This is a genomic window from Nocardia sp. NPDC005746 (assembly GCF_040630785.1).
Taxonomy (GTDB): domain Bacteria; phylum Actinomycetota; class Actinomycetes; order Mycobacteriales; family Mycobacteriaceae; genus Nocardia.
Map to the genome: position 1 here is coordinate 17,945 of NZ_JBEXYE010000029.1, position 26,218 is coordinate 44,162.

Annotated in this window: 21 protein-coding genes; 9 read left to right on the forward strand and 12 right to left on the reverse strand. The window is 69.2% G+C overall.

Annotated elements, in window-relative coordinates; translation table 11 throughout:
- Positions 1-99: 99 nt before the first annotated feature.
- Positions 100-2,922 (forward strand): LuxR C-terminal-related transcriptional regulator, encoded by a 2,823-nt coding sequence (locus ABZ412_RS33390; protein WP_357288489.1) that lies wholly within the window; start codon positions 100-102, stop codon positions 2,920-2,922.
- 4 nt (positions 2,923-2,926) lie between these two features.
- On the opposite strand, the gene ABZ412_RS33395 is transcribed toward ABZ412_RS33390, so the two are convergent.
- Positions 2,927-4,159: a hypothetical protein gene (locus ABZ412_RS33395; protein ID WP_357288492.1), complete on the reverse strand. Its 1,233-nt coding sequence runs from the start codon at positions 4,157-4,159 to the stop codon at positions 2,927-2,929.
- A 132-nt stretch (positions 4,160-4,291) separates the two neighbouring features.
- Between ABZ412_RS33395 and ABZ412_RS33400 the strand changes: the two genes are divergently transcribed.
- Entirely contained in the window at positions 4,292-4,615 is a 324-nt protein-coding gene (locus tag ABZ412_RS33400) for a multidrug efflux SMR transporter (protein ID WP_357288495.1), read from the forward strand.
- Between the two features lie 15 nt (positions 4,616-4,630).
- On the opposite strand, the gene ilvA is transcribed toward ABZ412_RS33400, so the two are convergent.
- Positions 4,631-5,845: a threonine ammonia-lyase gene (ilvA, locus tag ABZ412_RS33405; protein ID WP_357288498.1), complete on the reverse strand. Its 1,215-nt coding sequence runs from the start codon at positions 5,843-5,845 to the stop codon at positions 4,631-4,633.
- A gap of 226 nt (positions 5,846-6,071) precedes the next feature.
- Here ilvA and ABZ412_RS33410 point away from each other — a divergent pair, with 226 nt between their 5' ends.
- The 3 genes from ABZ412_RS33410 to ABZ412_RS33420 all read left to right on the forward strand — a co-directional run bounded on the left by ABZ412_RS33410 (position 6,072) and on the right by ABZ412_RS33420 (position 9,464).
- A complete protein-coding gene (locus ABZ412_RS33410) occupies positions 6,072-7,562 on the forward strand; it encodes an NCS1 family nucleobase:cation symporter-1 (protein WP_357288501.1) in 1,491 nt (496 codons plus the stop codon).
- Between the two features lie 187 nt (positions 7,563-7,749).
- Entirely contained in the window at positions 7,750-8,208 is a 459-nt protein-coding gene (locus tag ABZ412_RS33415) for an Rrf2 family transcriptional regulator (RefSeq protein WP_357288504.1), read from the forward strand.
- Positions 8,209-8,216: 8 nt separating this feature from the next.
- Positions 8,217-9,464: a globin domain-containing protein gene (locus tag ABZ412_RS33420; RefSeq protein WP_357288507.1), complete on the forward strand. Its 1,248-nt coding sequence runs from the start codon at positions 8,217-8,219 to the stop codon at positions 9,462-9,464.
- Between the two features lie 101 nt (positions 9,465-9,565).
- Here the strand turns inward: ABZ412_RS33420 and idi are convergent, their stop codons facing one another.
- From idi to ABZ412_RS33440, 4 genes are all read right to left on the reverse strand, one after another.
- Positions 9,566-10,132, reverse strand: a complete 567-nt coding sequence (gene idi, locus ABZ412_RS33425) for an isopentenyl-diphosphate Delta-isomerase (RefSeq protein ID WP_357288510.1) — start codon at positions 10,130-10,132, stop codon at positions 9,566-9,568.
- On the reverse strand, positions 10,129-11,001 hold the full coding sequence (locus ABZ412_RS33430) for a geranyl diphosphate 2-C-methyltransferase (RefSeq protein WP_357288513.1): 873 nt from the start codon (positions 10,999-11,001) through the stop codon (positions 10,129-10,131). Before ABZ412_RS33430 ends, idi begins: the two co-directional genes overlap by 4 nt.
- Positions 11,002-11,107: 106 nt before the next feature.
- On the reverse strand, positions 11,108-12,631 hold the full coding sequence (locus tag ABZ412_RS33435) for a family 2 encapsulin nanocompartment cargo protein terpene cyclase (RefSeq protein WP_357288516.1): 1,524 nt from the start codon (positions 12,629-12,631) through the stop codon (positions 11,108-11,110).
- A gap of 15 nt (positions 12,632-12,646) precedes the next feature.
- A complete protein-coding gene (locus ABZ412_RS33440) occupies positions 12,647-14,053 on the reverse strand; it encodes a family 2B encapsulin nanocompartment shell protein (protein WP_357288519.1) in 1,407 nt (468 codons plus the stop codon).
- A 345-nt stretch (positions 14,054-14,398) separates the two neighbouring features.
- On the opposite strand from ABZ412_RS33440, the gene ABZ412_RS33445 reads away from it, so the two are divergent.
- Positions 14,399-17,362 (forward strand): AMP-binding protein, encoded by a 2,964-nt coding sequence (locus ABZ412_RS33445; protein ID WP_357288522.1) that lies wholly within the window; start codon positions 14,399-14,401, stop codon positions 17,360-17,362.
- A gap of 376 nt (positions 17,363-17,738) precedes the next feature.
- Here ABZ412_RS33445 and ABZ412_RS33450 read toward each other — a convergent pair whose 3' ends face one another.
- From ABZ412_RS33450 to ABZ412_RS33460, 3 genes are all read right to left on the reverse strand, one after another.
- Entirely contained in the window at positions 17,739-18,158 is a 420-nt protein-coding gene (locus ABZ412_RS33450; RefSeq protein WP_357288525.1) for an Ig-like domain-containing protein, read from the reverse strand.
- Positions 18,159-18,344: 186 nt separating this feature from the next.
- Positions 18,345-19,484, reverse strand: a complete 1,140-nt coding sequence (gene rffA, locus ABZ412_RS33455; RefSeq protein WP_357288528.1) for a dTDP-4-amino-4,6-dideoxygalactose transaminase — start codon at positions 19,482-19,484, stop codon at positions 18,345-18,347.
- On the reverse strand, positions 19,481-20,512 hold the full coding sequence (locus ABZ412_RS33460) for a glycosyltransferase (RefSeq protein ID WP_357288595.1): 1,032 nt from the start codon (positions 20,510-20,512) through the stop codon (positions 19,481-19,483). Before ABZ412_RS33460 ends, rffA begins: the two co-directional genes overlap by 4 nt.
- 411 nt (positions 20,513-20,923) lie before the next feature.
- Between ABZ412_RS33460 and ABZ412_RS33465 the strand changes: the two genes are divergently transcribed.
- The 3 genes from ABZ412_RS33465 to ABZ412_RS33475 are packed head-to-tail and all read left to right on the forward strand — an operon-like array spanning position 20,924 to position 23,932.
- Positions 20,924-23,158 carry a hypothetical protein gene (locus ABZ412_RS33465; protein WP_357288598.1) on the forward strand — a complete coding sequence of 745 codons (2,235 nt, stop codon included), beginning with the start codon at positions 20,924-20,926 and terminating at the stop codon, positions 23,156-23,158.
- Positions 23,155-23,700 carry a GtrA family protein gene (locus ABZ412_RS33470; protein ID WP_357288531.1) on the forward strand — a complete coding sequence of 182 codons (546 nt, stop codon included), beginning with the start codon at positions 23,155-23,157 and terminating at the stop codon, positions 23,698-23,700. The genes ABZ412_RS33465 and ABZ412_RS33470 overlap by 4 nt, the downstream gene beginning before the upstream one ends.
- 10 nt (positions 23,701-23,710) lie before the next feature.
- A complete protein-coding gene (locus ABZ412_RS33475) occupies positions 23,711-23,932 on the forward strand; it encodes a Trm112 family protein (protein WP_357097016.1) in 222 nt (73 codons plus the stop codon).
- A 23-nt stretch (positions 23,933-23,955) separates the two neighbouring features.
- Here the strand turns inward: ABZ412_RS33475 and ABZ412_RS33480 are convergent, their stop codons facing one another.
- The 3 genes from ABZ412_RS33480 to ABZ412_RS33490 are packed head-to-tail and all read right to left on the reverse strand — an operon-like array spanning position 23,956 to position 26,089.
- Positions 23,956-24,573, reverse strand: coding sequence for a TetR family transcriptional regulator (locus ABZ412_RS33480; protein ID WP_357288534.1), 618 nt, complete (start codon positions 24,571-24,573; stop codon positions 23,956-23,958).
- Positions 24,570-25,358: an ABC transporter permease gene (locus ABZ412_RS33485; RefSeq protein WP_357288537.1), complete on the reverse strand. Its 789-nt coding sequence runs from the start codon at positions 25,356-25,358 to the stop codon at positions 24,570-24,572. Before ABZ412_RS33485 ends, ABZ412_RS33480 begins: the two co-directional genes overlap by 4 nt.
- Positions 25,355-26,089, reverse strand: coding sequence for an ABC transporter ATP-binding protein (locus ABZ412_RS33490; protein WP_357288539.1), 735 nt, complete (start codon positions 26,087-26,089; stop codon positions 25,355-25,357). Before ABZ412_RS33490 ends, ABZ412_RS33485 begins: the two co-directional genes overlap by 4 nt.
- Positions 26,090-26,218: the final 129 nt, after the last annotated feature.

A 26,218-nucleotide genomic window follows, 5' to 3' on the forward strand; every position in this document is an offset into this window, starting at 1 on the left:
CTCTCGGTCACATCCGTGGCGACCACGGAATCCACCACGGAGAGCGACACCGAGCCCGTCCGTACCGCCGCGGCCGATCCCATGCGGCAGACTGGGTTCATGGCTGTGACGTTGGAAATCTCCACCCGCGAAGCCGAGGTGCTGGCCCTGGTGGGCGAGCACCTCAGCAATGCCGAGATCGGTGCGCGACTGTTCATCTCGGTGCGCACGGTGGAGAGCCACGTCTCCTCGCTGCTGCGCAAACTCGACGTGCCCGACCGCCGGGCCCTGGCCCAGCACGCGGCCGCCACTCGCACCGCGAGCCCGCAGACCGCGCCCGTGCTGCCGAAACCGTTGACCTCGTTCATCGGCCGCACCCGCGAACGCGCCGAACTCGCCGAACTGCTTCGGACACAACGTCAGGTGACCGCGGTCGGACCGGGTGGCGTCGGCAAGACCCGGTTGGTTCTCGCCGTCGCCGCCGAGGTGGCCGCCGATTTCGCCGACGGCGTGTGGTTCGTCGACCTGGTCCCGCTCGCCAGCCCCGACACCTGCGTGGTCGCCGGCACCGTCGCCATGGCCCTCGGCATCGGCGAACAGCCCGGCCGCCCCTTCGACCGCGCCGTGCTGGCCGCGCTCGCCGACCGCAATGCCCTACTGGTCCTGGACAATTGCGAACACGTCCGCGACGGCGTGGCCCCCTTCATCGAAGAGCTGCTGGCCACCTGCCCCGGCATGCGCGTGCTCGCCACCAGCCGCGCCCGCCTGCTGGTGCCGTTCGAACACGCCTACACCGTGCCGCCCATGTCGCTTGCCGGAGACGGTGATTCGGACGCCGTCGCCCTGTTCATGGACCGCGCGGCCGCTGGCGGCTGGCCGCCCAACCACGCGCTGCGCGACCAGGTCGCCGCGTTCTGCGGGCGCCTCGACGGCGTGGCCCTGGCCATCGAACTGGCCGCCGCCCGCTGGACCTCCCTCGGATTGGACGGCCTCACCGCCGGTTTGGACGACCAGCTGCGCATGCTGTCGGGCGGCGCCCGCGCCGACGACCGGCACCGCTCGGTCCGCGCCGCCCTCGACTGGAGCCACGCCCTGCTCGAACCCGAGGATCGCACCCTGCTGCGCCGGATCTCGGTGTTCATGGCCGCCTTCCCCGTCGAGGCGGCCGCCGCGGCCGCGGACGTCGACAAGGGCACGGTCGCTGCCGGTTTGGCGCGGCTGGCCGAGCAGAGCCTGCTCGTCGTCACCGACACCCCGACCGGCACCCGGTTCCGCGCCCTGGAGACCATCCGCCAGTACGGCCTCGAACAGCTCGACGCCGCCGGTGAGATCGACGCCGCCCGCGCCGCCCACCTGCGCTGGTGCGCGTCGGAGGCCACCGAGCTCGGTTTCGTCCGCGACGGCTGGCGGCCCCGATTCGATATCGCCGCGGACGATTTCCGCGCCGCCCTCGGCTGGGCCTTCGAACGCCCGGATCAGCGGGCCGACGCGTTCGAACTGGCCCGAGGCTTCGCCCACCTGCTGTTCGCCCGCCACCACACCGGCGAATCCCAATGGCGCCACGAACAAGCCGCCTACCTCTGCGATGATCCCGCCGTCGCCGCCGACCTGCTCCGCCAGTCGGCCGCCGCGGCGGGCTGCGGCGGCAACGGCGACGACATGTACCGCCTGCACCGTTCCGCCGCCGAATTCGCCCAGCGCGCCGGTGATCCCGCCGCCGCGGCCATCGACCTGGCCACCGCGGCCTCGGATGCCTACCGCTTCTGGGGCAAGTTCGTGCAGCTCCCCTCCCGGCAGGACGCGGCGGCGCTCATCACCGAGGCCCGGCAGCTGGCCGACACCGCTGCGGGCGGGGATGATGCCCGGGTGGCGGCGGCCCGGTCCGCCATCGCCTCGGCTGAGGCGACAGTCTTCGCCAATCCGTTCAACGCGCCGCAGGGCACCGCCGAAGTGACTGCCGCCGAAGCGATGTCGCAGGTCGAGCAGGCCGTCGAACTGGCCCACGCCACCCGCGACCTGTTCGCCGAATCCGCCGCACTGGACGCTCTCGCCGCCGCCCAGAGCGCCGCCGGGGACGTCCGGGCCGCCGCCGCCACTGCCCGCAAGCGAGTCCGGCTGCTGTCCACCACTCCCGACAACCCGGTGGGCACCCACGAGCTGATGGACGCGCTCGGCCAGGCCGCCGAATTCGGCCTCGGCGCAGGCGATCTCGCCGGTGCACGCCGCTGGGGACGGCAACTGGCCGAGCACCCCATGCTCGCCGAGGTCGGCCACACCGCCACCAGCCGTCTCCTGGTCGCCGACGCCCTGGCCGGCAATGTCGACGACGTCCTCACCCACGGCGCCCGCTTCCTCGAGGCCTGGCACCGCGAGGACCGCCCCGCCCGCTCCGCCCTCGGCGCCGCCGTCGCCGGCGTCCGAATGATCCACGGCCTCCGCGACGACTTCGACGCCGAACGCGAATGGACCGGCGTCCTCCAGCAACTCGGCACCCCGGCCGCCGACGCCGACGGCTACCAGGCCGTCTTCGACGCCCTCCTGATGCTCCACCACGGCCAGCCCGAAGACGCCCTCGAACGCACCGAACTCACTCCGGCCGAGGCGACCACCCGCGTCCCGGGCGCCTGGCTCCCCTGGTACCTCGCCCTGCACGCCGAGGCCGCGGTACTGGCCGGAAATGGCGATGCGTCAGAGGACTTCGATCAGGCGCGCCTCACCGCCGCCGGAAACCCGGTCGCCGCGGCCATCATCGACCGGGCCGAGGCGCTGCTGACCAAGGATCGGGACCGATTGCTGTCCACCGCGGCCACTTTCGACGCCACGGGCTGCCGGTATCAGGCGGCGCGAACCAGGATTCTGGCCGGTGGCGCAGAGGCGGCCGACGGTATCGCCGTGCTCACGACGCTGGGAGTGGCCCCGATGACCGCGTTGGTACACCTCTGACGGGTCAGCAGCGCGGGGTCGCCGCCTCCGACAACGAGGTGAACGTGCATTTCGCACGGTCCCCGCTCTGCTTCGCGGCGGTGTCCAACGCGGCGACCAGGGCGTCGGCGCGGGTGCGACCCAGCACCGGGCGCAAGGTCAGATCGGTATGCGCGTGTTGTCCCGGGCCCAGGTCGAATCGGCACTGCAGGGTGGCGGTTCCGCGCCCGGGCATTTGCAGCACACCGCCGCATTCCGGGTGCGGGGCCACCACACCGTTGATGGTGATGGCCATGTCGTAGGCCACGACGATGTCGTCCCCGGGTGGTGTGACACCAGGGATGTTCACCGTCGCAAAGGGAGTCGGGGTGCTGGTCACGGTTATGCTCTCGAAGCAGAACAGGACGCAGCGATCGCTGCCCGGTGCGAACTCGGCGGTGACACTGGCTTCGGTGTCGCCGGCATTGTCCAGCGCGGTCACCTCGGGACGCAGCTCCCGGTAGAACTGGGCGACCTCGTCGGCGGTCATCGGAGTGGGCGTCAGATCGAGATTCGGATCGGTGATGCGCCGCGCGCGCCCGGAAACCAGGTAGGTGGTGACCGATCCGCTGGTGACCCCGTCGACGGAGTGGCCGTCGATGAGTGCGGCCGCGCCGAGGATCACCGGATCCGACTGTCCCGGTCCGGGTCCCAGCCGCCGGCCCAGCGACTCGGGCTTCAGCTTCGCGGCCACGTCCACGTCCAGGACGGTGGCCGGCCGCAGCAGCACTTCGTTCCCAACCTGTTCGGCGGCCTCCGCGGTAAGTCCGTGCGCAATCCAGGCGTCCTTCCCGCCGCGCGTGAAGGTCTTCCCACCGACCGACAGGTAGGTCAGCGTCTTACCCGAGCCGTAGTCGATGGTTCCTGACGTGACACCGCCATTGGTGACCCGCAGATCCAGTCCCGCACTCTTGCCGTCCTTCCCGGAGAGCTGACCGGTGTAGTGCATGCCGGGCGCGTTGATCAGGGCCAGCTGCGCGGACTTCAGGTCGTCGCGCGCCGCCGCTTCGGGGGACTTCGCCTGTGGCCTCGTCACCAGCCAGGCCGTAACAGCGGCGACCACGAGCGCGACTACGACCAGCAGGGTGATCCACGGCCACCGGCGCCCGCGGTCGGTCACCATGGCGACGGTCTCCGGTGCTGAATCGGTCGCCGTCCCCCGTGCCGGATCCGTCGACGCGTTCCCGGATTGGTCGGCCACCGGTCGATCGGTAGTCATCCCCCACCCCATTTCGTGCAGTTCAGTCGGGCAGTCCGACCGCAGCACTATATGATTCGAGCCTCCGACCATCAACGCCGTGGCGATCCGCGACGGTGCTCCGGGCGCTATTCGGGCAGCTATCCTTCGGCTATGACCTTGTTGTTGCTGGCGTTGGCGATCGTGTGTGAGGTGACGGCGACGGTGTCGCTGAAGATCTCCGAGGGGTTCAGCAAGGTGGTGCCTTCGGTCATCGTGGTGATCGGGTACGGGGCTGCGTTCTACTTTCTGTCGCAGGCGTTGAAGCGGGGGATGGCCATCGGGGTGGCGTATGGGATCTGGTCGGCGGTGGGGGTGGTGGCGGTGGCGACCATCGGTGCGCTGTTCTTGGATGAGCGGATCACGGCGGTGCAGATCGGGGGGATCGTGTTGGTCATCGCGGGGGTGCTGGCATTGGAACTCGGTGGGGCGCACTGAGGTTCGGCGGCTACTTCAGTCCTGGACGCGGACCTCGTAGCCCGCGTCGGCGAGGGTGGTGAGGACCTCGTCGCGGTGGGCGGGGCCGCGGGTTTCCAGGGTGAGGAGGACCTCGACCTCGTCGATGCCGAGCCAGGCGCCGGTGCGAGAGTGGGCGACGTCGAGGACGCTCGCGCCGGTGCGGCTCAGCTCGGACAGGAGACGGGACAGGCTGCCGGGGCGGTCGGAGATGGTGATGCGGGCGGCCAGGTAGCGGCCAGCGGCGCTGAGGCCGTGGCCGATGACACGGGTCAGCAGCAGGGGGTCGATATTGCCGCCGGAGAGGATGGCGCAGACCGGGCCGTCGAGGGCGAGTTCCTCTGCGCTGCAGGCCATCAGGGCGGCGACACCGGCCGCGCCCGCGGGCTCGACGATCAGCTTCGCTCGTTCCATGCACAGCAGCAGGGCCCGGGACAGGGCGTCCTCGTCGACGGTGACGATGGTGGGCGCGGAGTCGAGGACGTGTTCGAAGGGGACCTCGCCGGGCAGGCCCACCGCGATGCCGTCGGCCATGGTGGACATCTGTTCCAGGGCAATCGGTTTCCCCGCGGCCAGGGACGCCGGCCAGGCGGCGGCCTCGGCGGCCTGAACCCCGATCACCCGGACCTGCGGGCGCAGTCGTTGCAGGGCCGCCGCGACACCCGCGAGCAGGCCGCCGCCACCGGTGGGAACCAGCACGGTGCCGACATCCGGGAGCTGCTCGAGGATTTCGAGCCCCACCGTCGCCTGCCCGGCCACGATATCGAGATGATCGAACGGATGGACCAGCGTCGCCCCGGTGCGATCGGCGAATTCCTTTGCCGCGAACAGGCATTGGTCGACGGTGTCGCCCACTTGGTACACGGTCGCGCCGTACGCCCGGGTGGCCACCAGCTTCGGCAGGGCCGCGCCGACCGGCATGAACACCGTGGAGTCGAGGCCCAGCGAGGTCGCCGCCCAGGCCACCCCCTGCGCGTGATTGCCCGCGCTGGCCGCCACCACACCGCGCTCCCGCTCGGCGGGCGACAGATTCGCGATCCGGTTGTAGGCGCCGCGCGGCTTGAACGAGCCGGTGCGCTGCAGGTTCTCGCACTTCAGCCACACCGGGTGCCCGACCAGCTCCGCCAGCACCCGCGAACCGACCACGGGCGTCCGGCGGATCACCGGTTCGAGCAGGGTCGCCGCCGCCTCGATCCGCGCCATGAGCTCCATGCGCGCTATGTTGCCAGGAATTCACCTCACCCGCGGGGTGGCGCGACGCGGTGGATAATCGCGAATTCCGCACCTTGTGCCCGAGAAATGTGAAGCACGTGTGAACGGGCTGGTCGGAAAAGATATACGGATCACGCAATGACCCGGAAACCGAAAAGCAATCCATGGGGAACGGCTCGTTCCTACCTTGAGCACACTCATCGGCTTTCGGATCGGATGCAACCCCATGACCGACATCGTCACTCCCGCATCGGCGGGTGCGGAATCAGCGGCGCCGCCGCCCGCTCCAGACTACGACCTCAGGCTCACCAATGACGATCTCGCCCCCCTGAAGAAACAGACCTGGGGCTCGTACCACATCTTCGCCTTCTGGATGTCGGATGTGCACAGCGTCGGCGGATACGTCACCGCCGGCAGCCTTTTCGCGCTCGGCCTGGCGGGTTGGCAGGTGCTGGTCGCCCTGCTCATCGGCATCACGATCGTATATTTCCTGTGCAACCTGGTGGCCGCGCCCAGCCAGCGCGCGGGCGTCCCGTACCCGGTCGTGTGCCGCAGCGCCTTCGGCGTGAAGGGCGCCAATATCCCGGCCATCATTCGCGGCCTGATCGCGGTGGCCTGGTACGGGATTCAGACCTACCTGGCCTCGGCCGCGCTGATCGTGGTGGCGGTCAAGCTCTTCCCGAGCCTGGCCCCCTACGCGAAGTCCGGCGACTACGGCTTCCTCGGCCTGTCGCTGCTCGGCTGGGGCGCCTACCTGGTGCTGTGGATCGTGCAGGCCGCGGTGTTCTGGCAGGGCATGGAGTCCATCCGCAAGTTCATCGACTTCTGCGGTCCCGCCGTGTATGTCGTCATGTTCTTCCTGTGCGGCTATCTGATCTACAAGGCCGGCTGGGGCGCGATCGACCTGCAGCTGGGCGCGGTGAAGTACCACGGCTGGGACGCCCTGCCGGTGCTGCTGGGCGCGATCGCGCTGGTGGTGTCCTACTTCTGCGGGCCCATGCTGAACTTCGGCGACTTCTCCCGCTACAGCAAGTCCATGGCGGCGGTGAAACGCGGCAACCTGCTCGGGCTGCCGGTCAACTTCCTGGCCTTCTCGCTGCTCGTGGTGATCACCGCCTCGCTGACCATCCCGGTGTACGGCGAGCTCATCACCGATCCGGTCGAGACCGTCTCGCGCATCGACTCCACCTTCGCGATCGTGCTGGGCGCGCTCACCTTCACCATCGCCACGGTCGGCATCAATATCGTCGCGAACTTCATCTCGCCCGCCTTCGACTTCTCACACGTGAGCCCGCAGAAGATCTCCTGGCGGATGGGCGGCATGATCGCGGCGGTCGGGTCGGTGCTGATCACCCCCTGGAACCTGTACAACAACCCGGACGTCATCCACTACACCCTGGAGGTGCTGGGCGCGTTCATCGGACCGCTGTTCGGCGTGCTCATCGCCGACTACTACCTGGTGCGCAAGAAGACCATCGTGGTCGACGAGCTGTTCACCATGGCCGAGACCGGGAAGTACTGGTACCGCAAGGGATTCAACCCTGTCGCGGTGATCGCCACTGTGATCGGCGCCATCGCGGCGGTGTTCCCGGTGCTGGCCAAGAACGTGTACGGCATGCACACCGCGGCCCAGTACAGCTGGTTCATCGGCTGCGGGTTGGCGCTGGTCATCTACTACGGGCTGGCCACGCGCACGAAGCTGATGGCCGCGGCCTGAGGGAAACGCTTCTCCCTCACCGAAATCCCTGGCAGCGGTGCCGGTCGCTGCCAGGGATTTGCTGTATCAGTTATAAAGGGTGCGGGTTTGGTGTGGTGTAGGTTACATAATCCGCACGGATTCGCGTATTAAAGCGCACACCAAGATAATCTGCTTTTCGGAATCGGAATTAGCTACGGTGGATCTCATGCAGCTCTCCCGGTTCACCGATCTCGGCCTACGGTCGCTCATGCGGCTGGCGGTCAGTAGTGGGGCCGAGGAACGCGTCACCGTCAAACTCATTGCGCGACAGGTGAACGCCTCCGAGAACTACGTCGCCAAGGCCGTCTCCAAACTCGCTGAACTCGGTTACGTCGAGTCGCAGCGGGGGCGCACCGGCGGGATCTTCCTGACCGAGGCCGGCCGAACCACCACTATCGGCACCATTGTCCGTCACCTCGAAGGCGACGACGAAGTCATCGACTGCGTCGGCGACAATCCGTGCCCGCTCGCGAATGCCTGCCGATTGCGGGGTGTCCTCCGGGCCGCGCAGAACGCATTCTATGCCGAGCTCGATCGGTACCTGCTGTCCGATCTGGTGGATCAGCGCACCGTGGAGTTGCTGCATATGCCGGTATTCCCGGCAGTCGCACTCATCGATACCTAGGAGACCTCATGAGGCTCGCGCCGGATTCCACACTGCACAACGCCGTCGACCTGGAACCCGAGCATGCCGAGGTGATTCGCGCGACCCTGCCGCTGGTGGCCGCGCACATCGACCGGATCACCGCGCTGTTCTACACCAAGATGTTCGCCGCCCATCCAGAACTGCTGCGCGACCGCTTCAATCGCGGCAATCAGCACGACGGAGCGCAGCAGAAGGCGCTCGCCGCCTCCATCGCCACCTTCGCCACCCACCTCGTGGACCCGAATCTGCCCCATCCGCGGGAACTGCTGGCCCGCATCGGCCACAAGCACGCTTCGCTCGGCGTCACCGAACCCGAGTACCGCATCGTGCACGAGCACCTGTTCGCCGCCATCGTCGAAGTGCTGGGCGCGGACGTGGTGACCGCGGAGATCGCCGCGGCCTGGGATCGCGTGTACTGGCTGATGGCGCGGACCCTCATCGATTTCGAACGCGAGCTCTACGATGCGGCCGGGGTCGAGCCCGGCGACGTGTTCCGCGCTACCCGCGTGGTGCGGCGCATCGACGACCCCTCGGGTGTGGCCACCTTCGTGGTCGAGTCCTCCGACCCGGCGGCCCCGCTGCCCGGATTCGCGCCGGGACAGTACATCTCGGTCGGCGCGCGGCTGCCCGACGGTGCGCGTCAGCTGCGCCAGTACAGCCTGGTCAACCGCGGGGGCGACGGCCGGCTCGCGTTCACGGTGCGCAAGGTGCTCGCCGAGGCGGGCACGCCCGCCGGTGAGGTCTCGACCTGGCTGCACGACACCGTCGTGGTGGGCGATGCCCTCGAGATCACGCTGCCCTTCGGCGATCTCACGATCGACACCGAGGCCACCACACCGGTCGTGCTGATCTCCGCGGGCATCGGCGTGACTCCGATGGTCGGAATCCTGGAATACCTGGCGGCCGAAGCTCCTACCCGCCGAACCGTCATCCTGCACGCCGACCGCTCCACCACCGCGCACCCGCTGCGCGAGACGATCGCCGATCTGGCCACCCGGCTGGCGGACGTCCATCTCCGCGCCTGGTACGAAGCCGACGGCCACGGCTTGCTCGATGTGACCGGGATCGATCTCCCCGAGGACGCGGACTACTACCTGTGTGGCGGCACCGGCTTCCTGCAACACGTCCGCGCCCAGCTCGAATCCATCGGAATCCCTTCCGACCGAGTGCATTTCGAGCTCTTCGCGCCCAATGACTGGCTGCTCGACGGGGAGCGCGAGCCCGCCCTGGCCTGACATCCATCGGACCGGGCGCCGCTCGGGTCCCATCGCACCGTGGTGGTGCGGCCCGGCGGCGGGGATGCCGCCGGGCGGCGACGTCGGTCGGCGCCCGGCCTTCAGCCGCGTGCGGCGATGACCTTCAGTACTCCGCTCAGCCAGGGGGTGTAGCGGGCGGGCTCGTTCGCCACATCCTCGGCCAGGGTGTCCGGCCGGATCCACGCGGTATCGGCCACCTCGTCCGGATTCGGGTGCGGGACGGCCTCGTCCAGCCGCCCGATCACCACGTGGTCGTACTCGAACTCGACGCGGCCGGTGTTCGGGTCGGTGGCCTGGTAGGTGAACGCGCCCACCTCGGACAGTTCCGCTGTGACGCCGAGCTCCTCGTGCAGGCGCTTGGCCGCCGCCTCCAGCACCGGCTGCCCGGGTTCTGGATGCCCGCAGCAGGTATTGGTCCACAGCAGCGGGAAGCGGGTCTTCACCGCGGCCCGCTGCTGCAACAGCACCCGCCCACCGGCGTCGAACAGCAGCACCGAGAACGCTCGGTGCAGCTGTCCGGGCGCGGTGTGCGCCGCCGCCACCGACAGTGATCCGCGCGCGTCGCCCTGCTCGTCGACGAGTTCGACGAGCAGGGTCTCACGGTCGGCCACCGGGGTGGTGCCGGATGCGTCAAGGGTGCCGGTCACCTGCCCACCTTATCGGCGACGATCATCAGGTACTGGAAGCTGCCCTCCTTGTACGAGGTCAGGAAGGGTTTCTCGACTCCGGTCGCGAGCTCGGAGTGGGTGCGCAGCTCCCAGTACGGGATGGTGTCCGGGGTGAGGTCCCTGACCGCGACCGGGACCAGGTTGTTGGCCGCCAGCGCCTTGAAGTACTGGCTGCGCGGGTGGATGTTGCAGCCGTAGTGGGCGTCGATCCAGCTCACCGAGGAGGACCGGGCGCCGAACACGTCATTGGAGCAGCCGGTGATGCAGACGTAGCGCCCGCCCGGCTCGAGCAGCCGGGAGAACTCGGCGAACAACTCGAACAGGTCCACGTACATGGTGGTCTCGTTGGTCCAGATGCCGCGCTTGGAGCCGGACTCGAACCCGGTGTCGAGCATGTTCTTGAAGTGGAACCGGACCTTGTCCGAGACGCCGCGCTCGCGGGCCTGGTCGTTGGCGAAGCCCACCTGGTACTCGGAGATGGTGACGCCGTCCATCCGGCAGCCGAAACGCTGGTTGGCCATGAAGCTGGTGCCGCCGCGGCCGGATCCGCCGTCCATCAGCGCGTCGCCGGGGCGGACGTCGCCGAGCTGGTCGAGCAGTAGGTCGGCCTGGGCCGTCTCGAGCCGGTGCAGCTCCGTGACCAGGCGTTCCTGACGGGTCTCCTCCGGACCCTCGAGGACCGACAGATCGGGTTCGCCGATGCCGTAGTGGTGGTGATAGAGCCCGTCCACCTCGCCGAGTTTGGTGTTGACCCGGTCGTCGTTGGGGTTGTTGTTCCAGTACGACGCGACCGATTTCTGATACTCGGTCTTCAGCACGGCGTCGGTCTGGGGGTGGAGCGCGGTCATGGCAGGTCATCCTCTCGAATGGGTGATATGACACTGGAAGTACTGCGCGAACGGACACACCGGAGTGCGGGACGGGAACACCGGATCGCGTGGAATGCGAAGCGGCTCAGGGATTGTCGTTGTAGCGGCGACTGTCCGCGTGCCAGGCGCGGTTGCCGCCCATCCAGGACCACAACCCGGTCAGGAAGCGGCGCAGTTCGGGGGACCCGGTGGCGGCGAGCGCGCCCGCCTCGGCCTCGAAGCGGTGCACCAGTTCGTCGTGGACCTCGGCGGTGCGCTGCACGGCCTCGCGGCGGGAACAGTTCTCCTCGGCGGCCAGTACGGTCGGGAGGTTGAATTCCCGTCCGCCCGAGAGATCCTCGCGAGCCATCGAGTAGAGATCGTTGACCATCTGGCTGGCCAGTGCGGCGGTGGTGACCACCCGCCGCACCCGCGGATCGGCGTACTCCGCGGCCGGTAACTCGTACCCGCCGACCGCGTCCAGCGGGGCCATACAGGGCAGGAAGCTGTGCGGTTGCCGGTTCAGCAGGTATTCCCACACCGGCGGCGTCCGCCCGGCCGCCCGCCAGCCCGCCTCGGCGCCGAGCGCGATGAACCAGCCCGCGATCTCGGTGCGCAACCGGGCCACCTGGGCCGGGGTGGCGAACCGCGACAGGTGCTCGAAGGAGGTGCGGAAAGCGCGCAGGATGGGATCGGCGCGCATCGCCGCCTCCACCTTGACCTGGTAGCGGGGTGGCAGGTGCACCGGATCCATGGCGGCGGCGGCCAATTCGAGCCGGGGCCCCAGCTCGGCCTCCGCGCTGGACTTGGTGCCGTCCGGCGCGATGTCGCCGGCGTCCTCCTCGCAGTAGTAGTCGTCGACCGACCACTCCGAGACCGCGCATTTGGCGACCGCCAGCAGTCGGTCCGCATCGTCGCAGTCCGGATGCGCGAGCATGATCAACCGGCCGAAGTCGGCTTTGCGGAGATCGTCGAGCCGGCCCTCGTAGAGTCCGATCTCCTCGGCCCACGCGATGATTCCGACGTTCACCGCCTCCGCGAGCGCGGGGTTGTCCCGCACCGGCGGCGGACAGTAGAGCGTGGGAATCATCGACCCGCGCGGTCGGCCCCGATGGGTGGAGGCCGTCCCGATGCCGGTCGGTCCGTGCGAGAACTGGCGGGGGTCAACAGAACTCGGAACCGCACCGGAGACCGGGATGACCGGTGCGGCGGGCGGAGTGGCCGGGGGCGCGGGAATCCGCCCGGAACCCAGGGGCCGGGGGATGGGACCCCGCGACCGGGCCGGGGAGATCGGCGGACGCGGCGTCGGCACCGCGCCGCCGGCAGGCGACGGCGGACGCGATGCCTGTCCCGCGAGCTCCGTGATCACCCGGGGGGTGGGTAGGTTCACGCGGAGACTCGGGGCCCCGAGGCCCGAGGGGCCGAGCAGCCGTCGGGGGGAGAGCTCCTCGGGCGCGCCGAGGCCGGGATCGGCGCGGCCGAGGGATCGATCACCCTGGGCCGCCGCGGCTTCGGCGGCGGCGACCAGGGTCTCGGGTGCGGTGGTGTCGAGATTGGTCAGCAGAGCGGCGACGGCCACCGCCACCTCATGGGTGGCGGGCGGGGCCGCGGCGCGGGAGAGCACCGACATGGGTGGACACCTCGCTCAGTCGGACTGACGGGCGACCAGCACGTTGTCGAGAATGCCGAGCGCGTCGGGGACCAGGACGGCGGCCGAGTAGTAGCAGCTGACCAGGTAGGAGATGATCGACTGATCGTCGATGCCCTTGAATCGCACGTTCAGGCTGGGCTCGTACTCGTCCGGAATTCCGGTCTGGTGCAAGCCGATCACGCCCTGATCCTTCTCACCGGTCCGCATGGCGAGGATGGACGTGGTCTGGGTGTCGGAGACCGGGATCTTGCCGCACGGGAAGATCGGCACCCCGCGCCAGGCCGGCACGCGATGGCCGTCGACCTCCACCGGGTCCGGATACAGTCCGCGCTTGGAACATTCGCGGCCGAACGCGGCAATCGCCTTGGGGTGGGCCAGGAACAGCTTGGTGCTGCGGCGCATGGACAGCAGGTCGTCCATGTCGTCCGGGGTGGGCGCACCGGATTCGGTGTAGATGCGCTGCTTGAGGTCACAGTTGTTGAGCAGACCGAAGTCCGGATTGTTGACCAGGTCGTATTCGCGGCGCTCGTAGAGGGCCTCGATGGTCAGGCGCAACTGCTGTTCGATCTGATCCATCGGATCGTTGAACAGGTCGGCGACGCGGGTGTGCACGCGCAGCACCGACTGGCCCAGGCTCAGCTCGTACTGGCGGGGCTGGTCGTCGTAGTCGACGTAGGTGCCCTCGAGCATCGGCTCGCCGGAATGGCCGGAGGAGATGAGGATCTCGGCCTCGCCGTACTTGTTCTGCGGCAGCGCGGGCGCGGTGGCCACGGCGGAAAGATGTTCCGCCAGTGCCGGAATGTTCTCGGTGAGCTGCTCCACGGTGGAGCGGGCCAGCACCAGCATGGTGGTCGGGGTGACCGTCTTGATGGTGACCGGCCAGATGCCGTCGCCGCTGGTGAGGGTCTCGTCGCCGAAGAAGTCGCCGCCGCCGAGCATGCCGAGCTTGGTGGTCTCGCCGTATTCGCCGGCGCCGATCTTGGACAGCTTGCCGTGCACGATGAGCAGCACCTGGTCCATGGGGTTGCCGAATTCGGCGACCACGGTGCCGGCGGGCAGATCCCGCTGCTCGAAGCGCCCGGCCACGGCGGCCAGCACCTCCTCGTCGTCGAATCCGCGCAGCTGTGGCAGCTCCTGCAGCTCGAGCGGGATGACCCGGGCGTGCGGGCCGTTGATGATGTACTCCACCTCGCCGTTGCCGACGGTGTGGGTGAGGCGGCGGTTGACCCGGTAGACGCCACCCTTCACCTGGGTCCACGGCAGGGAGCGGGTCAGCCAGCGGGAGCTGATGCCCTGCATCTGCGGTTCGGATTTGGTGGTGTGGGCCAGCTGGCTGGCCGCGGCGGTGCTGAGGGACTTGCGTTGGCCATTAGTGAGCTCGATGGGCAATTCGATGGTCATGCTGCGGTCCTCACCTAGAAGGGCCACCGCGGTCAGAGGGCGGTGGAGTCCACGGCAGAGCAGCAGGCCCGGACGGGGCCTGCGGAAATTAGACAAGTGAGTGAATTGACAAGCGCGACACTGCGTTCCAGCGATATCGATGGTAGAGCTCCGTCCGGTGCGGCGGACCGAAAAGGCAAAACATGATGCCTGGAATGTTGCTGTATCCCGTAAACCCCGAACGCCCGGTTTGGTTAGCCACGAATAGCTCGCATGGTGCTGGTCACAGCGCCAGCGCAGTAGGCTGGGGGTATGGCAAGCTCATCGGGACGCGTCGGGGCGGGTGACGCTGGTCAAGGCCAGGAAATGTCTGGGAGAGAAGCCGTGAAATTCAATACGAGGTCCGTCGTGGGTCCGATCGAGCGACTGGTCGCGACCGCGCAGAACGGGCTGGAGGTGATCCGGTTCGGGGGGCTGGTTCACGAGATCGAATCGTCACCGTACGAAGTGGTGGAGCGGAAGCGGATGTACCGCCTGCGGCACTACTTCCCCGATGACGCCGGGGCCGAGCGCCCCGTGGTGGTGCTGGTGCCGCCCATCATGGTGACCGCCGAGATCTGGGACGTGAATGCCGCCGATGGGGCGGTCGGCATTCTGCACCAGGGCGGAATCGATTGCTGGGTGGTCGATTTCGGCTCGCCCGCCACCGAGGAGGGCGGCTGGGATCGCGACCTCGCCGACCACGTGCTGGCGGTCTCGAGCGCGATCGACACCGTCACGGAGATCACCGGGCGCGCCGTCCATCTCATGGGCTACTCGCAGGGCGGCATGTTCGCGTATCAGACCGCGGCCTACCGCTACGGCAAGGGCATCGAGTCCATCGTGACCTTCGGCAGCCCGGTCGACGCCGTGGCCGGAATGCCGTTCGGCCTGCCGCACGGCCTGGCCGCCGACGCCGCGGACTTCCTCACCGACCACGTGCTGAACCGGCTGCCCATCACCGATTCCATGGTGCGCCTGGGCTTCCAGGCCCTGGACCCGGTCAAGACGGTGCGTTCCCGGCTGGACTTCCTGCGCCAGCTGCACAACCGCGAGGCGCTGCTGCCCAAGGAGCGTCAACGCCGCTTCCTCGAAGTCGACGGCTGGCTCGGCTACCCGGGCCCGGCGCTCACCGACCTGCTGCAGCAGTTCGTCAAGCACAATCGAATGATGCTGGGCGGCTTCGTGATCCGCGACCAGCTCATCTCGCTGGCCGAGATCAAGTGCCCGATCCTGGCCTTCGTCGGCGAGGTCGACGACATCGGCCAGCCCGCCGCCGTGCGCGGCATCGTGCGCGCCGCCCCGAACGCCGAGGTGTACGAGACCAGCATCGTGGCAGGGCATTTCGGACTGGTGTCGGGATCCACCGCCACCAAGCAGACCTGGCCCGTGGTCCGCGACTGGGTCAACCACGTCAGCGGGCGCGGCGACCTGCCCGAGCAGGTCGAGCGGATGAGCACCGAGGTGGTCCGCGGCGGCCCGCGCACCGGGCTGACCCGGGTGGTGCACGCCCTGGGCACCCTGGCCGAGGCCGGGACCAGCGTCGGCAAGACCATCGAGGGCGTGGCCGGGCAGACCCTGCGCGGCACCATCGAGCTCACCAGCGAGGCCGCCCGCGCGCTGCCCCGGCTGACCCGGCTGGGCATGATCCAGCCGCACACCCGGATCTCGCTGGGCCGCCTGCTCGCCGAGCAGGCCCGCCGCGCGCCCGGCCGGGACCTGTTCCTGTTCGACGACCGCGTGCACACCCAGGAGGCGGTCAACCAGCGCATCGACAATGTGGTGCGCGGACTGATCTCGGTCGGCGTGCGCCCCGCGACCCGGGTCGGCGTGGTCATGGAGACCCGGCCCAGCGCCCTGGCCGCCATTGCCGCCCTCTCGCGCCTGGGCGCGGTGGCGGTGCTGCTCGCGCCGGGCAGTGAACTGTCCAAGATCGCCGAGCTGACCGGAACCAAGCTGCTCATCGCCGACCCGGAGAACCTGGCCAGCGCCGCGGCCACCGGGCACCGGGTGCTGGTGCTGGGCGGCGGCGACACCCGCGACCTGGATGTCCCGCTCGGCGCCGACGTGGTCGACATGGAACAGATCGACCCCGACACGGTGGAGCTGCCCGCCTGGTACCGCCCGAATCCGGGCCTGGCCCGGGAGCTGGCCTTCATCCTGGTCACCGGCACCGGCGACAAGTTCGACGTCAAGTACGTGACCAACCACCGCTGGGCGCTGTCGGCCTTCGGCACCGCCTCGGCCGCCGACCTGGGCCGGCACGACACCGTGTACTGCCTTGCGCCGCTGCACCATTCGTCCGGATTGCTGGTGAGTCTGGGCGGCGCGGTCGCCGGCGGCAGCCGCATCGCGCTGGCCCGTTCGCTCGAGCCCGCCCGGTTCGCGGAGGAGGTGCACCACTACGGGGTCACCGTGGTCACCTACACCTGGACCATGCTGCGCGACATCCTCGACACCGACACCTTCGTCGCCGGGCACCCGCACCCGATCCGCCTGTTCATCGGCTCGGGCATGCCCGCGGGCCTGTGGCGGCGCACCGAGGAGCGCTTCACCCCCGCCAAGGTGGTCGAGTTCTACGCCTCCATCGAGGGCGACGTGGTGCTGGCCAACGTGGCCGGGGCGAAGATCGGTTCCAAGGGCCGGCCGGTGCCGGGCACCGCGAAGGTGGAGCTCATCGCCTACGACCCGCTGACCGACGAGATCCTGACCGAGGACAGCGGTTTCGCCCGGCGCTGCGCCGACAACGAGGTGGGCCTGCTGATCGGCACGGTGACCGACGCCGTCGACCTGTCCGCGGGCGGCCTGCGCGGGGTGTTCACCCCTGGCGACGCCTGGATGCCGACCGAGAACCTCTTCCGCCGCGACAGCGACGGCGACTACTGGCTGATGGACCGCCGCGACACGGTGATCCCCACCCCGCGCGGTCCGGTCTACACCCAGCCGATCGTGGACGTCCTCAACGACATCACCGCGGTCGACATGGAGGTGGCCTTCGCCATCCCGGCACGCGACCGGGTGCTGGCCGTGGCAGCGGTGAGCGTCCGCAAGGGCTTCACCCTGGCCCCCAAGGACGTCACCGAGGCGGTCCGGGCCCTGGCTCCCGAACAGCGCCCCGACATCGTCTACGTCGTCGACGACATCCCCCGCAGCTCCACCTTCCGCCCCTCCACCCGCGCGGTGCAGGCCGCGGGCCGGGCCGAGCCCGACGACCGGACCTGGTGGTACAACCGCACCGCCGACGCCTACGAGGTGCTCACTCCGGAACTGGCGGCGCGCCTGTTCGCCTGACCGATGTCCGGAAAGCGCCCCGGCTCCTGTACCGGGGCGCTTTTCCGTGTGTCCGGCCCTTCGTGGTCACCGTGCTGGACGTCGTCCTGAAAGTCCGCGCACCGTAACGAGATTCGACGATCCTCACGGGTGAGCGGAGTCAGCGCCCGCTCGACTAGGGCGGTGTCGCAGTGTTCGGCGATCCGGTCGCCCGCCGACCCACTGTTCTCGCCTACCGTCGTGCCACCACCACTCCGATCACCCCATGATCGAGGCCCCGCGCGACTCCGCCGCCGGCCTGGCCGCCGAGGTGCGCACCCGCCTGCGGGGGTGACCCCGAAACGGTGAACGCCCCCGGAGGGCGGAGCCTCCGGGGGCGTTCAGCCGATGGGGCGGGTTACTGCGCGCTCAGGCTGCTCTGCGAGGTGCAGGAGGCGCTGCCGGTGCCGAGCAGCTTCGACACGATGCTCTGCTCGGAGACGTTGACGTCGGTCGACTGGCTGCTGATCAGCTCCTGCTTGGCGGTGATCGTGTGCTTGCCCGCGGTCTTCGGGGTCCAGTTGATGGTGGCCTGGTTCGCGGCCAGGACGACGCTGGACTTGCCGAACTCGACGCCGTTGTCGAGGAAGGTGACGGTGAACAGGCTGCCGCCGATCGTGGTGTTCGCGGTGACCAGGTACGAGCACCCGACCACCGGGTTCTGGCTCGCGACGATCACATTGTTGATGAGCGCGTTGGCGTTGGGTGCCGCCAGCACCGCGACGGCGGCCATGGCGCCGAAAGCGCCCACACCGTAACCAGCTCGCATCTTGCCCATGTGTGTCTACCTCTCAATCCGGTCGGCCAGACGCGCCGACTGGATGTGAAAGGTATCTGCTCCACACCCCCGGTGAGTGATTTCGAGAAAAATTCTCTCAGTAAATTTTCAGCTCACAGTTGGTCATATGCCCAGGTTAGGACCGTGACTTGCGGTACCAGATATGTGTTCCGCTCGCCCCGAGGGCTAGACGGCGAAGCTCGTGACGCCCTCGACGACCCGGGTCAGCTGAGCCTCGGTCAAGCCCGGCCACAGCGGCAGCCGGACCAGGGTGGCGGAGAACTCGGCGCTGCGCACACACGGGTTCGGTGTGCGGCCCAGCTTCAAACCGGCGGGGGAGGAGTCCAGGGGCACGTAGTGGAACGGGGCCACGATGCCCAGACCCGACAGATGCGCGATGAGCGCGTCCCGGCGCTCCTCGGTCGGGACCCGCAGGTAGTACAGGTGCGCCGTGTGCTCCCGGTCCGACGGCACCGACATCAACCGAATGTCGTTGCGGGCGGCCCACTCCGGCAGCGTCGCCGCGTAGTGGTCCCACACCCGGTGCCGGTTGCGCTGGATAGCGTCGAACTCCGCCAGCTGCGCGTCCAGCACCGCCGCGTTCAATTCGCTGGGCAGATACGAGGATCCGATGTCCTGCCACGAGTACTTGTCCACCGCGCCGCGCAGGAACCGAGCCCGGTCGGTGCCCTTCTCACGAATGATCTCCGCACGCGCCATGAGGATCTCGTCGGTGAGCAGCACCGCGCCGCCCTCACCGCAGTGCACGTTCTTGGTGTCGTGGAACGACAGCGCGCCCACCGTGCCGATGCTGCCCAGCGGACGGCCGCGGTAGGAGCCGCCCAGACCGTGCGCGTTGTCCTCGATGATGGCGAAACCGTGCGCGTCCGCCAGCCGTTGCAGCCCTTCCATATCCGCGGCCACACCGCCGTAGTGGATGACCACCACGGCCTTGGTGCGCGGGGTGACCGCCGCCGCCACCGACTCCGGGTCCAGGCTGCCGGTCGCGAGATCGATGTCGGCGAACACCACGGTGGCGCCGCGCAACGCCATCGAGGTGGCGGTCGAGGTGAACGCGAAGCTCGGGACGATCACCTCGTCCTCGGGCCCGAGTTCCAGCAGCAGCCCGGCCATTTCGAGCGCGTGCGTGCACGAGGTGGTCAGCAGCGCGTGCGGCGCGCCGGTGATGTCGCGCAGCTTCGCGGTCGCCGCGGCGGTGAACGGACCGTCGCCGTGGCTGTGATCCGACGTCAGCACGGCTTCCACATTCGGCAGCTCGCGCGCGGCGCGGAACGGGCGGCTGAAGATGATGCGGTCACTGCTCACGCGCGGGGATCCCCCTCGATACCGTCGAAACGAGTTGCGGTGTGGCGGATTCCGGCGCCCACGCCCTGCTCCGGGCGCGGCGTCGGCGAATCCACCGTCAGATACAGGGGCTTACCGACCAGCACATGCAGTGCCACCCCGAGGTATTCGGCGATCAGGCCCAGCGAGAACAGCACCGCGCCCGAGCACAGCAGCAGCACCGTCATCAGCGACGCCCAGCCTTCCGGGTCCCGGCCGCTGTTGGTGAGCGCGTGGTAGACCACCCAGCCCGCCATGCCGAGCCCGCCCAGCGCGAGCGTCACGCCCAGCATGCTGACCAGGCGCAGGCCGCGAGTGCCGCTGCACAGCACCATCTTCCAGAACAGCGAGAACAGGCGGCGGTAGTTGTATCCGGACTCGTCGCGGCCCTCGGCGCGCAGCTGCACCGGCACCTGCGCCACCTCGCCCACCACCCAGGTGAGCGCCACGTCCAGGTACACGCCGTTGGAGGCCACCCGGGCCAGCTGGCGCGCGATGTCGCCGCGGATCAGCCGGTAGCTCTCGAAGCGGGTCGAGTCGGGGAAGGCGAACAGGGTCGCCAGCACCAGCTTCGCCCCGCGCGAGGTGATGTTGCGCAGGAAGCCGTGCGGGCGGGTGTTGACCGGCTTGGAGTAGACCAGATCGGCGCGCTCGGTGAGGGCGGCGTCGAGGAAGTCGGCGATGAACGCCGGATCGTGCTGACCGTCCTCGTCCATGGTGACCGTCCAGTCGCCCTGGGCGGCGGCCATGCCCGCGATGGTGGCGGCGTCCTGACCGTAGTTACGGCTCAGCCACACCACCCGCACCTGCGGGTAGGTATCGGCGAGCTCGCGCAGCACCACATCGGAGCGGTCGGGGCCGTGATCGTGCACCAGCACGATCTCCTCGACCCGGAAGCTCGCGCCGCGCGGCGTGGTCACCGGCTCGCCGAGCTTGTCCAGTTCACTGACCAGCGAGGCGATGGTGTCCTCACCGCGGTACACGGGCACCACGACGGAGACCGCGTGCACCCGCGCCGGGCGCTCGCCGGAGGTCACGCTGGGGTCGCTCGCGTAGGTGCGGGCGGACGGAATCGGCATCAGCTGAATGTACTTTCGATGACGGAGTGCGCCGGAACTCCACACCGGAAACCGGAGCCCGAGCCGTCGTGAACTCTAACACGCTGCTCGGCGCGGCATTCGGCGCGAAGTGTCGACATCCGCCCATCATTCCCCATCCCCGCCGGACGCGACGGATCGGCGTAAGCGGCATGGACGCCCGCCCGCTCGAGGCGCTGTCGGGGCACCGGCGTAAGTGCCATCGACAGCACCGCCCTGTAGGGTCTGGAACTCGTGGTGGACAGCTCAGTTTCCCAGGCGGTCGGGGCCGCCGAATCCGGGCCGGACGACGGCGACGCGGCGCGCCGCGCGACCCGGCGTGAGGTGTATCGCTGGGGCGGGGTGACCGTCCTCGGCGTGATCCTCGGTTACCTGGCCGTGGTGCTGGCCAACCCCCGCCACTTCTTCACCGACGACACCGAATCCCAGTACACCGGACTGTGGGTGTTCTTCGGCCGCGCCTTCCGCGACGGCCACTTCCCGCTGCTGCAGCCCCAGCAGTGGATGACCGGCAACTACACCAATGAGGAAGCGGGACTGTTCAACCCGCCGCAGCTGCTGATCGACCTGATCGCGCCCTCGGTGCCGAACCTGGCCCTGTACGCCACCATCGTGAAGGCGATCTACGCGATCATCACCGGGCTCGGCGTGTACCGCGTCTGCCTGGCGTACGGCGCGCGCCCGCAGTGGGCCGCGGTCGCCGGCGTGGCCATGCCGTTCACCGGCTTCTTCCTGTTCTTCGACGAGGCCAGCTGGTTCACCGCCATGGCGGGCACCGCGTGGATGATCCACGCCTGGGCCTCCTCGGAGCGCCACCTGCGCGGCGAGGGCGGTCCGATCCCGGTCTTCGTCTACCTGTACCTGGCCATCTCGGTGCAGTACGTGTTCCCCGCGGTCGAGGCCGTGCTCATGCTCCTCGCGGTGGCCGTCGGTTTCCTGGTGTGCCGGGGACCGCGCACCTGGCCGCAGTGGCGCGCCGCGTTCGGGCCGCTGCTGCGCCTGGCCGCCGCCGCGGGCTGCGCGGGCGCGGCGGGCCTGCTGACCTTCCTGCCGTCGATGCTGTCGGCGCAGGTGAGCTGGCGCGGCAATTCGCAGATCAATAATGACCAGTTCCTGACCGTGCCGTGGTCGGAGTCGCTGAACGCGAGCCTGCCCACCACCATGCCGGCGTTCAATTCGTGGTGGGGTTATGTGCAGCCGCTGCCCATGACCTACATCGCCTGGTTCCTGATCCCGGCGCTGGCCTTCGTGGACTGGAAGGCGGCGCAGAAGCACTGGAAGCAGTTCGTCGCCATCGCCCTGTTCGCCTTGATGGCGCTGATGTGGACGGCCGGGCCCGGCACCGTCGGCCCGCTGCGCTGGCCCGCCCGCGTGCTGCCCATGCTGGCGCTCGGGCTGCTGGTGCTGGTGTGCGTGCTGCTGGGCCGCTTCGCCACGCTGAAGGACCGCAACAACCGGATCATCGCGGCGCTGGTGCTGGTGCTGGCGCTGTGGGTGCGCACCTTCTCCGCCGACCCGCACCGGGTGCTGTGGCATCTGGGCTCGGCCGCCGTGGTGATCGCGCTCGGATTCGGCGTGGTGTGGCTGGGCCGCGCCCGCGGCGCGTCCGGGGCCACCGCGCTGGTGATCGCGGCCATGGTGCCGATCGCGTGGTTCCAGGTGTGGTGGGTGCAGCCCACCCCGATGTCGTGGAACCTGCCCGCGAATCGCACCGAGGCCATGGCCGCGTTCCCGAAGTTCTCCGGCGGCACCACCATTCAGCTCGCCGAACGCGGCCTGCTGCAGCCCGCCGACAAGAGCCTCGACGGGGCCTACGGATCGCTGGTGTGGGGCAACTACGCCAAGGACCTCGAAAAGGACTACGTCAACGGGTACACCCCGAACGGGCACTTCTACTTCGGCGAGATGCTCTGCATGCGGTGGGATTCCAGCGTCTGCCCGGACGCATACCATCGCCTGTTCAGCCCCGAGCCGACCACCGGCCGAATCCTGGCCGACCTCATGCTCATCGACCGGGTGGTGCTGCAGAAGGCCATGCTCCCCGACGCCGGTGACCAGCCCGCCCCCGAGGGCTGGCATTTCGTGGACGTCCCCGGCCACGAGAAGTACATCTGGGTGCTCGAACGCGACAACGGCCCGATCTCCACGGTCAACGGCCGCGTCGGCGACGCCCACGATGTCACCGCCACCTCGATCGAGGACACCGACACCACCAGCCGGGTGCGCGTGTCCTCGGAGACCGGCGGTCGCGTCACCTTCGCCCGCCTGGGCTGGCCCGGCTACCGGGTCACCCTCGACGGCAAGACCATCCCGTTCCACACCGTGTCGAAAGTCTTCGTCGCCGTGGACATTCCGGCCGGCACCGAGAACGCCGAACTGGAACTGAGCTGGCGGCCGCCGGGCTGGAAGATCGGAATCGCCAGCGCCGGAGCCGGACTCGTCGGCCTGGGCCTGCTGCAGTGGCTCTACGTCCGTTCCCGCCGCCGTGGCGTGGAGGCGCCCGCCGCCGAACAGCTCGACGACGAACAGGATCGCGAACTGGTGGGTTCGCCGAAGTGACCGACGCGCGGCGCCGGCCGACCGACGACACGGCGGTAACCGGCGGCCACTCGCCCGGCGCCGATGCGAGCGCGCCCGGGCACGGCGAGAACGCGCCGGCCGGTCCGCTGCTGCGCCTGGTTCGCCGCCAGGAGGTGGCCTTCGCGCTGGTCGGCGGGTTCAACACGCTGATGGGCATGGTGCTCACCATCGTCTGGCTGACCGTGCTCGGCGACGCGGTGTCCAAGGATGTGGCCGCGGCCCTGTCGGTGGCGCTGGCCTACGCGGTCGGCATGGTGATCGCCTTCGCCCTGCACCGCACCCTGGTGTTCCGGGTGCGCGGCCACATGCTGCGCGACTTCGTGGCCTTCGTCGGCGTGAACGCGGTCGGCATGGTGTTGAACATGGTGCTGCTGCAGGCGGCCGTCTCGCTGCTGCACGCCCCGGCCGAACCGGCCGCGGTCGTGGTCATGGGCCTGGTCGCGGTGGCCAGCTTCTTCGGCCACCGCCACATCAGCTTCCGCCGCCCCGCCGATTCCGTCGCCGCGACGCCCGACCGGTAGGTTGTCGGACATGTCGGAGGAAATCCTGGACCCCACCCTGCTGACCCTGCTGGCCTGCCCGCAGGACAAGGGCCCCCTGCAGCTGGTCCACACCGCCACCGGTGACACCGTGCTCTACAACCCGCGCCTGCGCCGCGCCTACCCGGTCGACAACGGCATCCCGGTCCTGCTCGTGGACGAGGCCCGCGATGTCTCCGACGACGAGCACACCTTGTTCCTGGGCCAGGACTGATCCCGGCCGCGGGCCGAGTTCGCTCAGCCCGCGGTGAGCCCGTCGAGGTCCCCGGTGAAGTAGCGCTGCAGCGTGGGACCGATGGCGCCGGCCAGCTGCTCGATCGGCATCGAGGCGATCGGTTCCAGCCGCAGGATCTTGCGGGTCACCAGCAGCCCCGCCAGCTGCGAGGCCGCCAGGACCGCGCGTTGCGCGCCGGTGCCGGGCGGCGAATCCACGCGCGGGCGAATCTCTTTCAGCACCACCTCCAGCAGGAAGGTGCGCGCCAGCGTGGGATCGTCGCTGGCGAGCATGCTGCGGAAGGCGGCGACGGCGGGCATGCCGATGGGGGAGTCCCAGATGCCGACCACCGTGCGGATCATGTGCTCGCCCAGCTGTTCCACGGGGACCAGGGCGAATCCGGCCAGGATCTCCTGCGGGTCGATCGGCAATTGCAGTGCCGCCGCGAACAATTGGTGCTTGGTGCCGAAGTAGTGGTGCACCAGCGCCGGATCCACGGCGGCGGCGGTCGCGATCGACCGGATGGAGGCCTTGTCGAAGCCGACCTCGGCGAACCGCACCCGGGCGGCGTCGAGAATCGCCTCCCGGGTGCCGGAGTTGCCGGGACGGCGGCCGCTGCGCGTGCCGGAGCTACCCGTCACGCGGTCCGCCGACGTAGGGTCGCGGCCGCCAGAACCAGTGCCACCGCGGCGAACACGGCCACGATCAGAATGTCGCGCCACATCTGGCCCGTCGCCCCGGTATGCGTCGACACCTGCTCGAGCGCGTCGACGGCGTAGCTGAGCGGCAGCACATTGCTGATCGCCTCCAGCCAGCTCGGCAGTTGACCGCGCGGCACCAGCAGCCCGCACAGGAAGAACTGCGGCAGCACGATCACCGGCATGAACTGCACGGCCTGGAACTCGGTGCGGGCGAACGCGCTCGCCAGCAGGCCCAGCGCGACGCCGAGCACCGCGTCGATGACCGCGATCAGCACCACCAGGGCGGGACTGCCCGCCGCGTTCAGGCCCAGCAGCCAGAACGCCACCAGGCACGCTGCCCCCGCCTGTACGGCCGCCGCGATGGAGAACGCGGTGCCGTACCCGGCCAGCAGATCCAGCTTGGACAGCGGAGTGGTCATCAGCCGTTCGAGGGTGCCCGAGACCCGTTCGCGCTGCATGGCGATGGCGGTGATCAGGAACATGACCACGAACGGCAGGATGCCGAGCATGGTGATGCCGATCCGGTCGAACAGCCGGGGCGCGCCGGGCATCATCGGATAGTTCTTGTACACGAAGTACAGCAGCGTCATGAGCAGCGCGGGCACCAGCACGATCATGGCGACCGTGCGGTGATCGGCGCGCAACTGTCGCAGAATGCGCACCGTGGTGGCGGTGTAGCAGCCCAGCGGGCGCGGGCCCGCGGGGCGCGAAAGGGTCGCGGTCACAGCTCTTCTCCCATCCGGATCAGCTTGAGGAAGGCGTTCTCCAGACTGGATTCGCCGGTGTCGGAACGCAATTCGGCGGGGGTGAGCTGGGCCAGCAGCCGGCCCTCACGCATGAGCAGCAGCCGGTCGCAGTGCTCGGCCTCGTCCATGACGTGACTGGACACCAGCAGGGTCCGGCCCTGCTTGGCGAGCGCGTCGAACTGCTCCCACAGATCCGCGCGCAGCACCGGATCCAGGCCGACGGTCGGCTCGTCGAGCACCAGCAGCTCCGGATCGGCCACCAGCGCGCACGCCAGGGACACCCGGGTGCGCTGCCCGCCCGACAGCTCGCTGCCCCGATGGCCGGAGTGACTGCTCAAGCCGACCGCGGCCAGGGCGGTCGCGACCTCGGCCCGCGAGGCGCCGTACAGCGCGCCGAAGTACGCCACATTGTCGGCGACGGTGAGGTCGTCGTAGATGCTGGGCGCCTGGGTCACGTACCCGACCCGCCGACGCAGCGCGCGCGATCCGGCGTCGTCGCCGAGCACCCGCACGGTGCCGGATTCGATGATCTGCGTGCCGACGATGCTGCGCATGAGCGTCGTCTTGCCGCACCCCGACGGGCCCAGGAGCCCGGTGATGCTGCCCTTCGGGACGGTCAGGGAGATGTTCTGCAGCACCTGATGCCCGCCGCGGCGCACTTCCAGGTGCTCGATGGCGATGGCGTCGGTGGTTGTCGCTGGTGCCGTCACGGTCACCCTCAATTCATCGAGTGTTGAATTCACTACGTGATGAATTGTGCGCCGGTCGGCGACGCGAGGCAAGACCCCCGCGGGCCGGCCCGCCGCGATCTGACCAAATCGTGACGAACCCGGCGACCT

What these genes read in the sequence shown, in the direction of transcription:
- ABZ412_RS33390 (WP_357288489.1), top strand. Translation starts at nt 100, where the DNA reads ATGGCTGTGACGTTGGAAATCTCCACCCGCGAAGCCGAGGTGCTGGCC.
- ABZ412_RS33395 (WP_357288492.1), bottom strand. Translation starts at nt 4,159, where the DNA reads ATGACTACCGATCGACCGGTGGCCGACCAATCCGGGAACGCGTCGACG.
- ABZ412_RS33400 (WP_357288495.1), top strand. Translation starts at nt 4,292, where the DNA reads ATGACCTTGTTGTTGCTGGCGTTGGCGATCGTGTGTGAGGTGACGGCG.
- ilvA (WP_357288498.1), bottom strand. Translation starts at nt 5,845, where the DNA reads ATGGAGCTCATGGCGCGGATCGAGGCGGCGGCGACCCTGCTCGAACCG.
- ABZ412_RS33410 (WP_357288501.1), top strand. Translation starts at nt 6,072, where the DNA reads ATGACCGACATCGTCACTCCCGCATCGGCGGGTGCGGAATCAGCGGCG.
- ABZ412_RS33415 (WP_357288504.1), top strand. Translation starts at nt 7,750, where the DNA reads ATGCAGCTCTCCCGGTTCACCGATCTCGGCCTACGGTCGCTCATGCGG.
- ABZ412_RS33420 (WP_357288507.1), top strand. Translation starts at nt 8,217, where the DNA reads ATGAGGCTCGCGCCGGATTCCACACTGCACAACGCCGTCGACCTGGAA.
- ABZ412_RS33430 (WP_357288513.1), bottom strand. Translation starts at nt 11,001, where the DNA reads ATGACCGCGCTCCACCCCCAGACCGACGCCGTGCTGAAGACCGAGTAT.
- ABZ412_RS33435 (WP_357288516.1), bottom strand. Translation starts at nt 12,631, where the DNA reads ATGTCGGTGCTCTCCCGCGCCGCGGCCCCGCCCGCCACCCATGAGGTG.
- ABZ412_RS33440 (WP_357288519.1), bottom strand. Translation starts at nt 14,053, where the DNA reads ATGACCATCGAATTGCCCATCGAGCTCACTAATGGCCAACGCAAGTCC.
- ABZ412_RS33445 (WP_357288522.1), top strand. Translation starts at nt 14,399, where the DNA reads ATGTCTGGGAGAGAAGCCGTGAAATTCAATACGAGGTCCGTCGTGGGT.
- ABZ412_RS33450 (WP_357288525.1), bottom strand. Translation starts at nt 18,158, where the DNA reads ATGGGCAAGATGCGAGCTGGTTACGGTGTGGGCGCTTTCGGCGCCATG.
- ABZ412_RS33475 (WP_357097016.1), top strand. Translation starts at nt 23,711, where the DNA reads ATGTCGGAGGAAATCCTGGACCCCACCCTGCTGACCCTGCTGGCCTGC.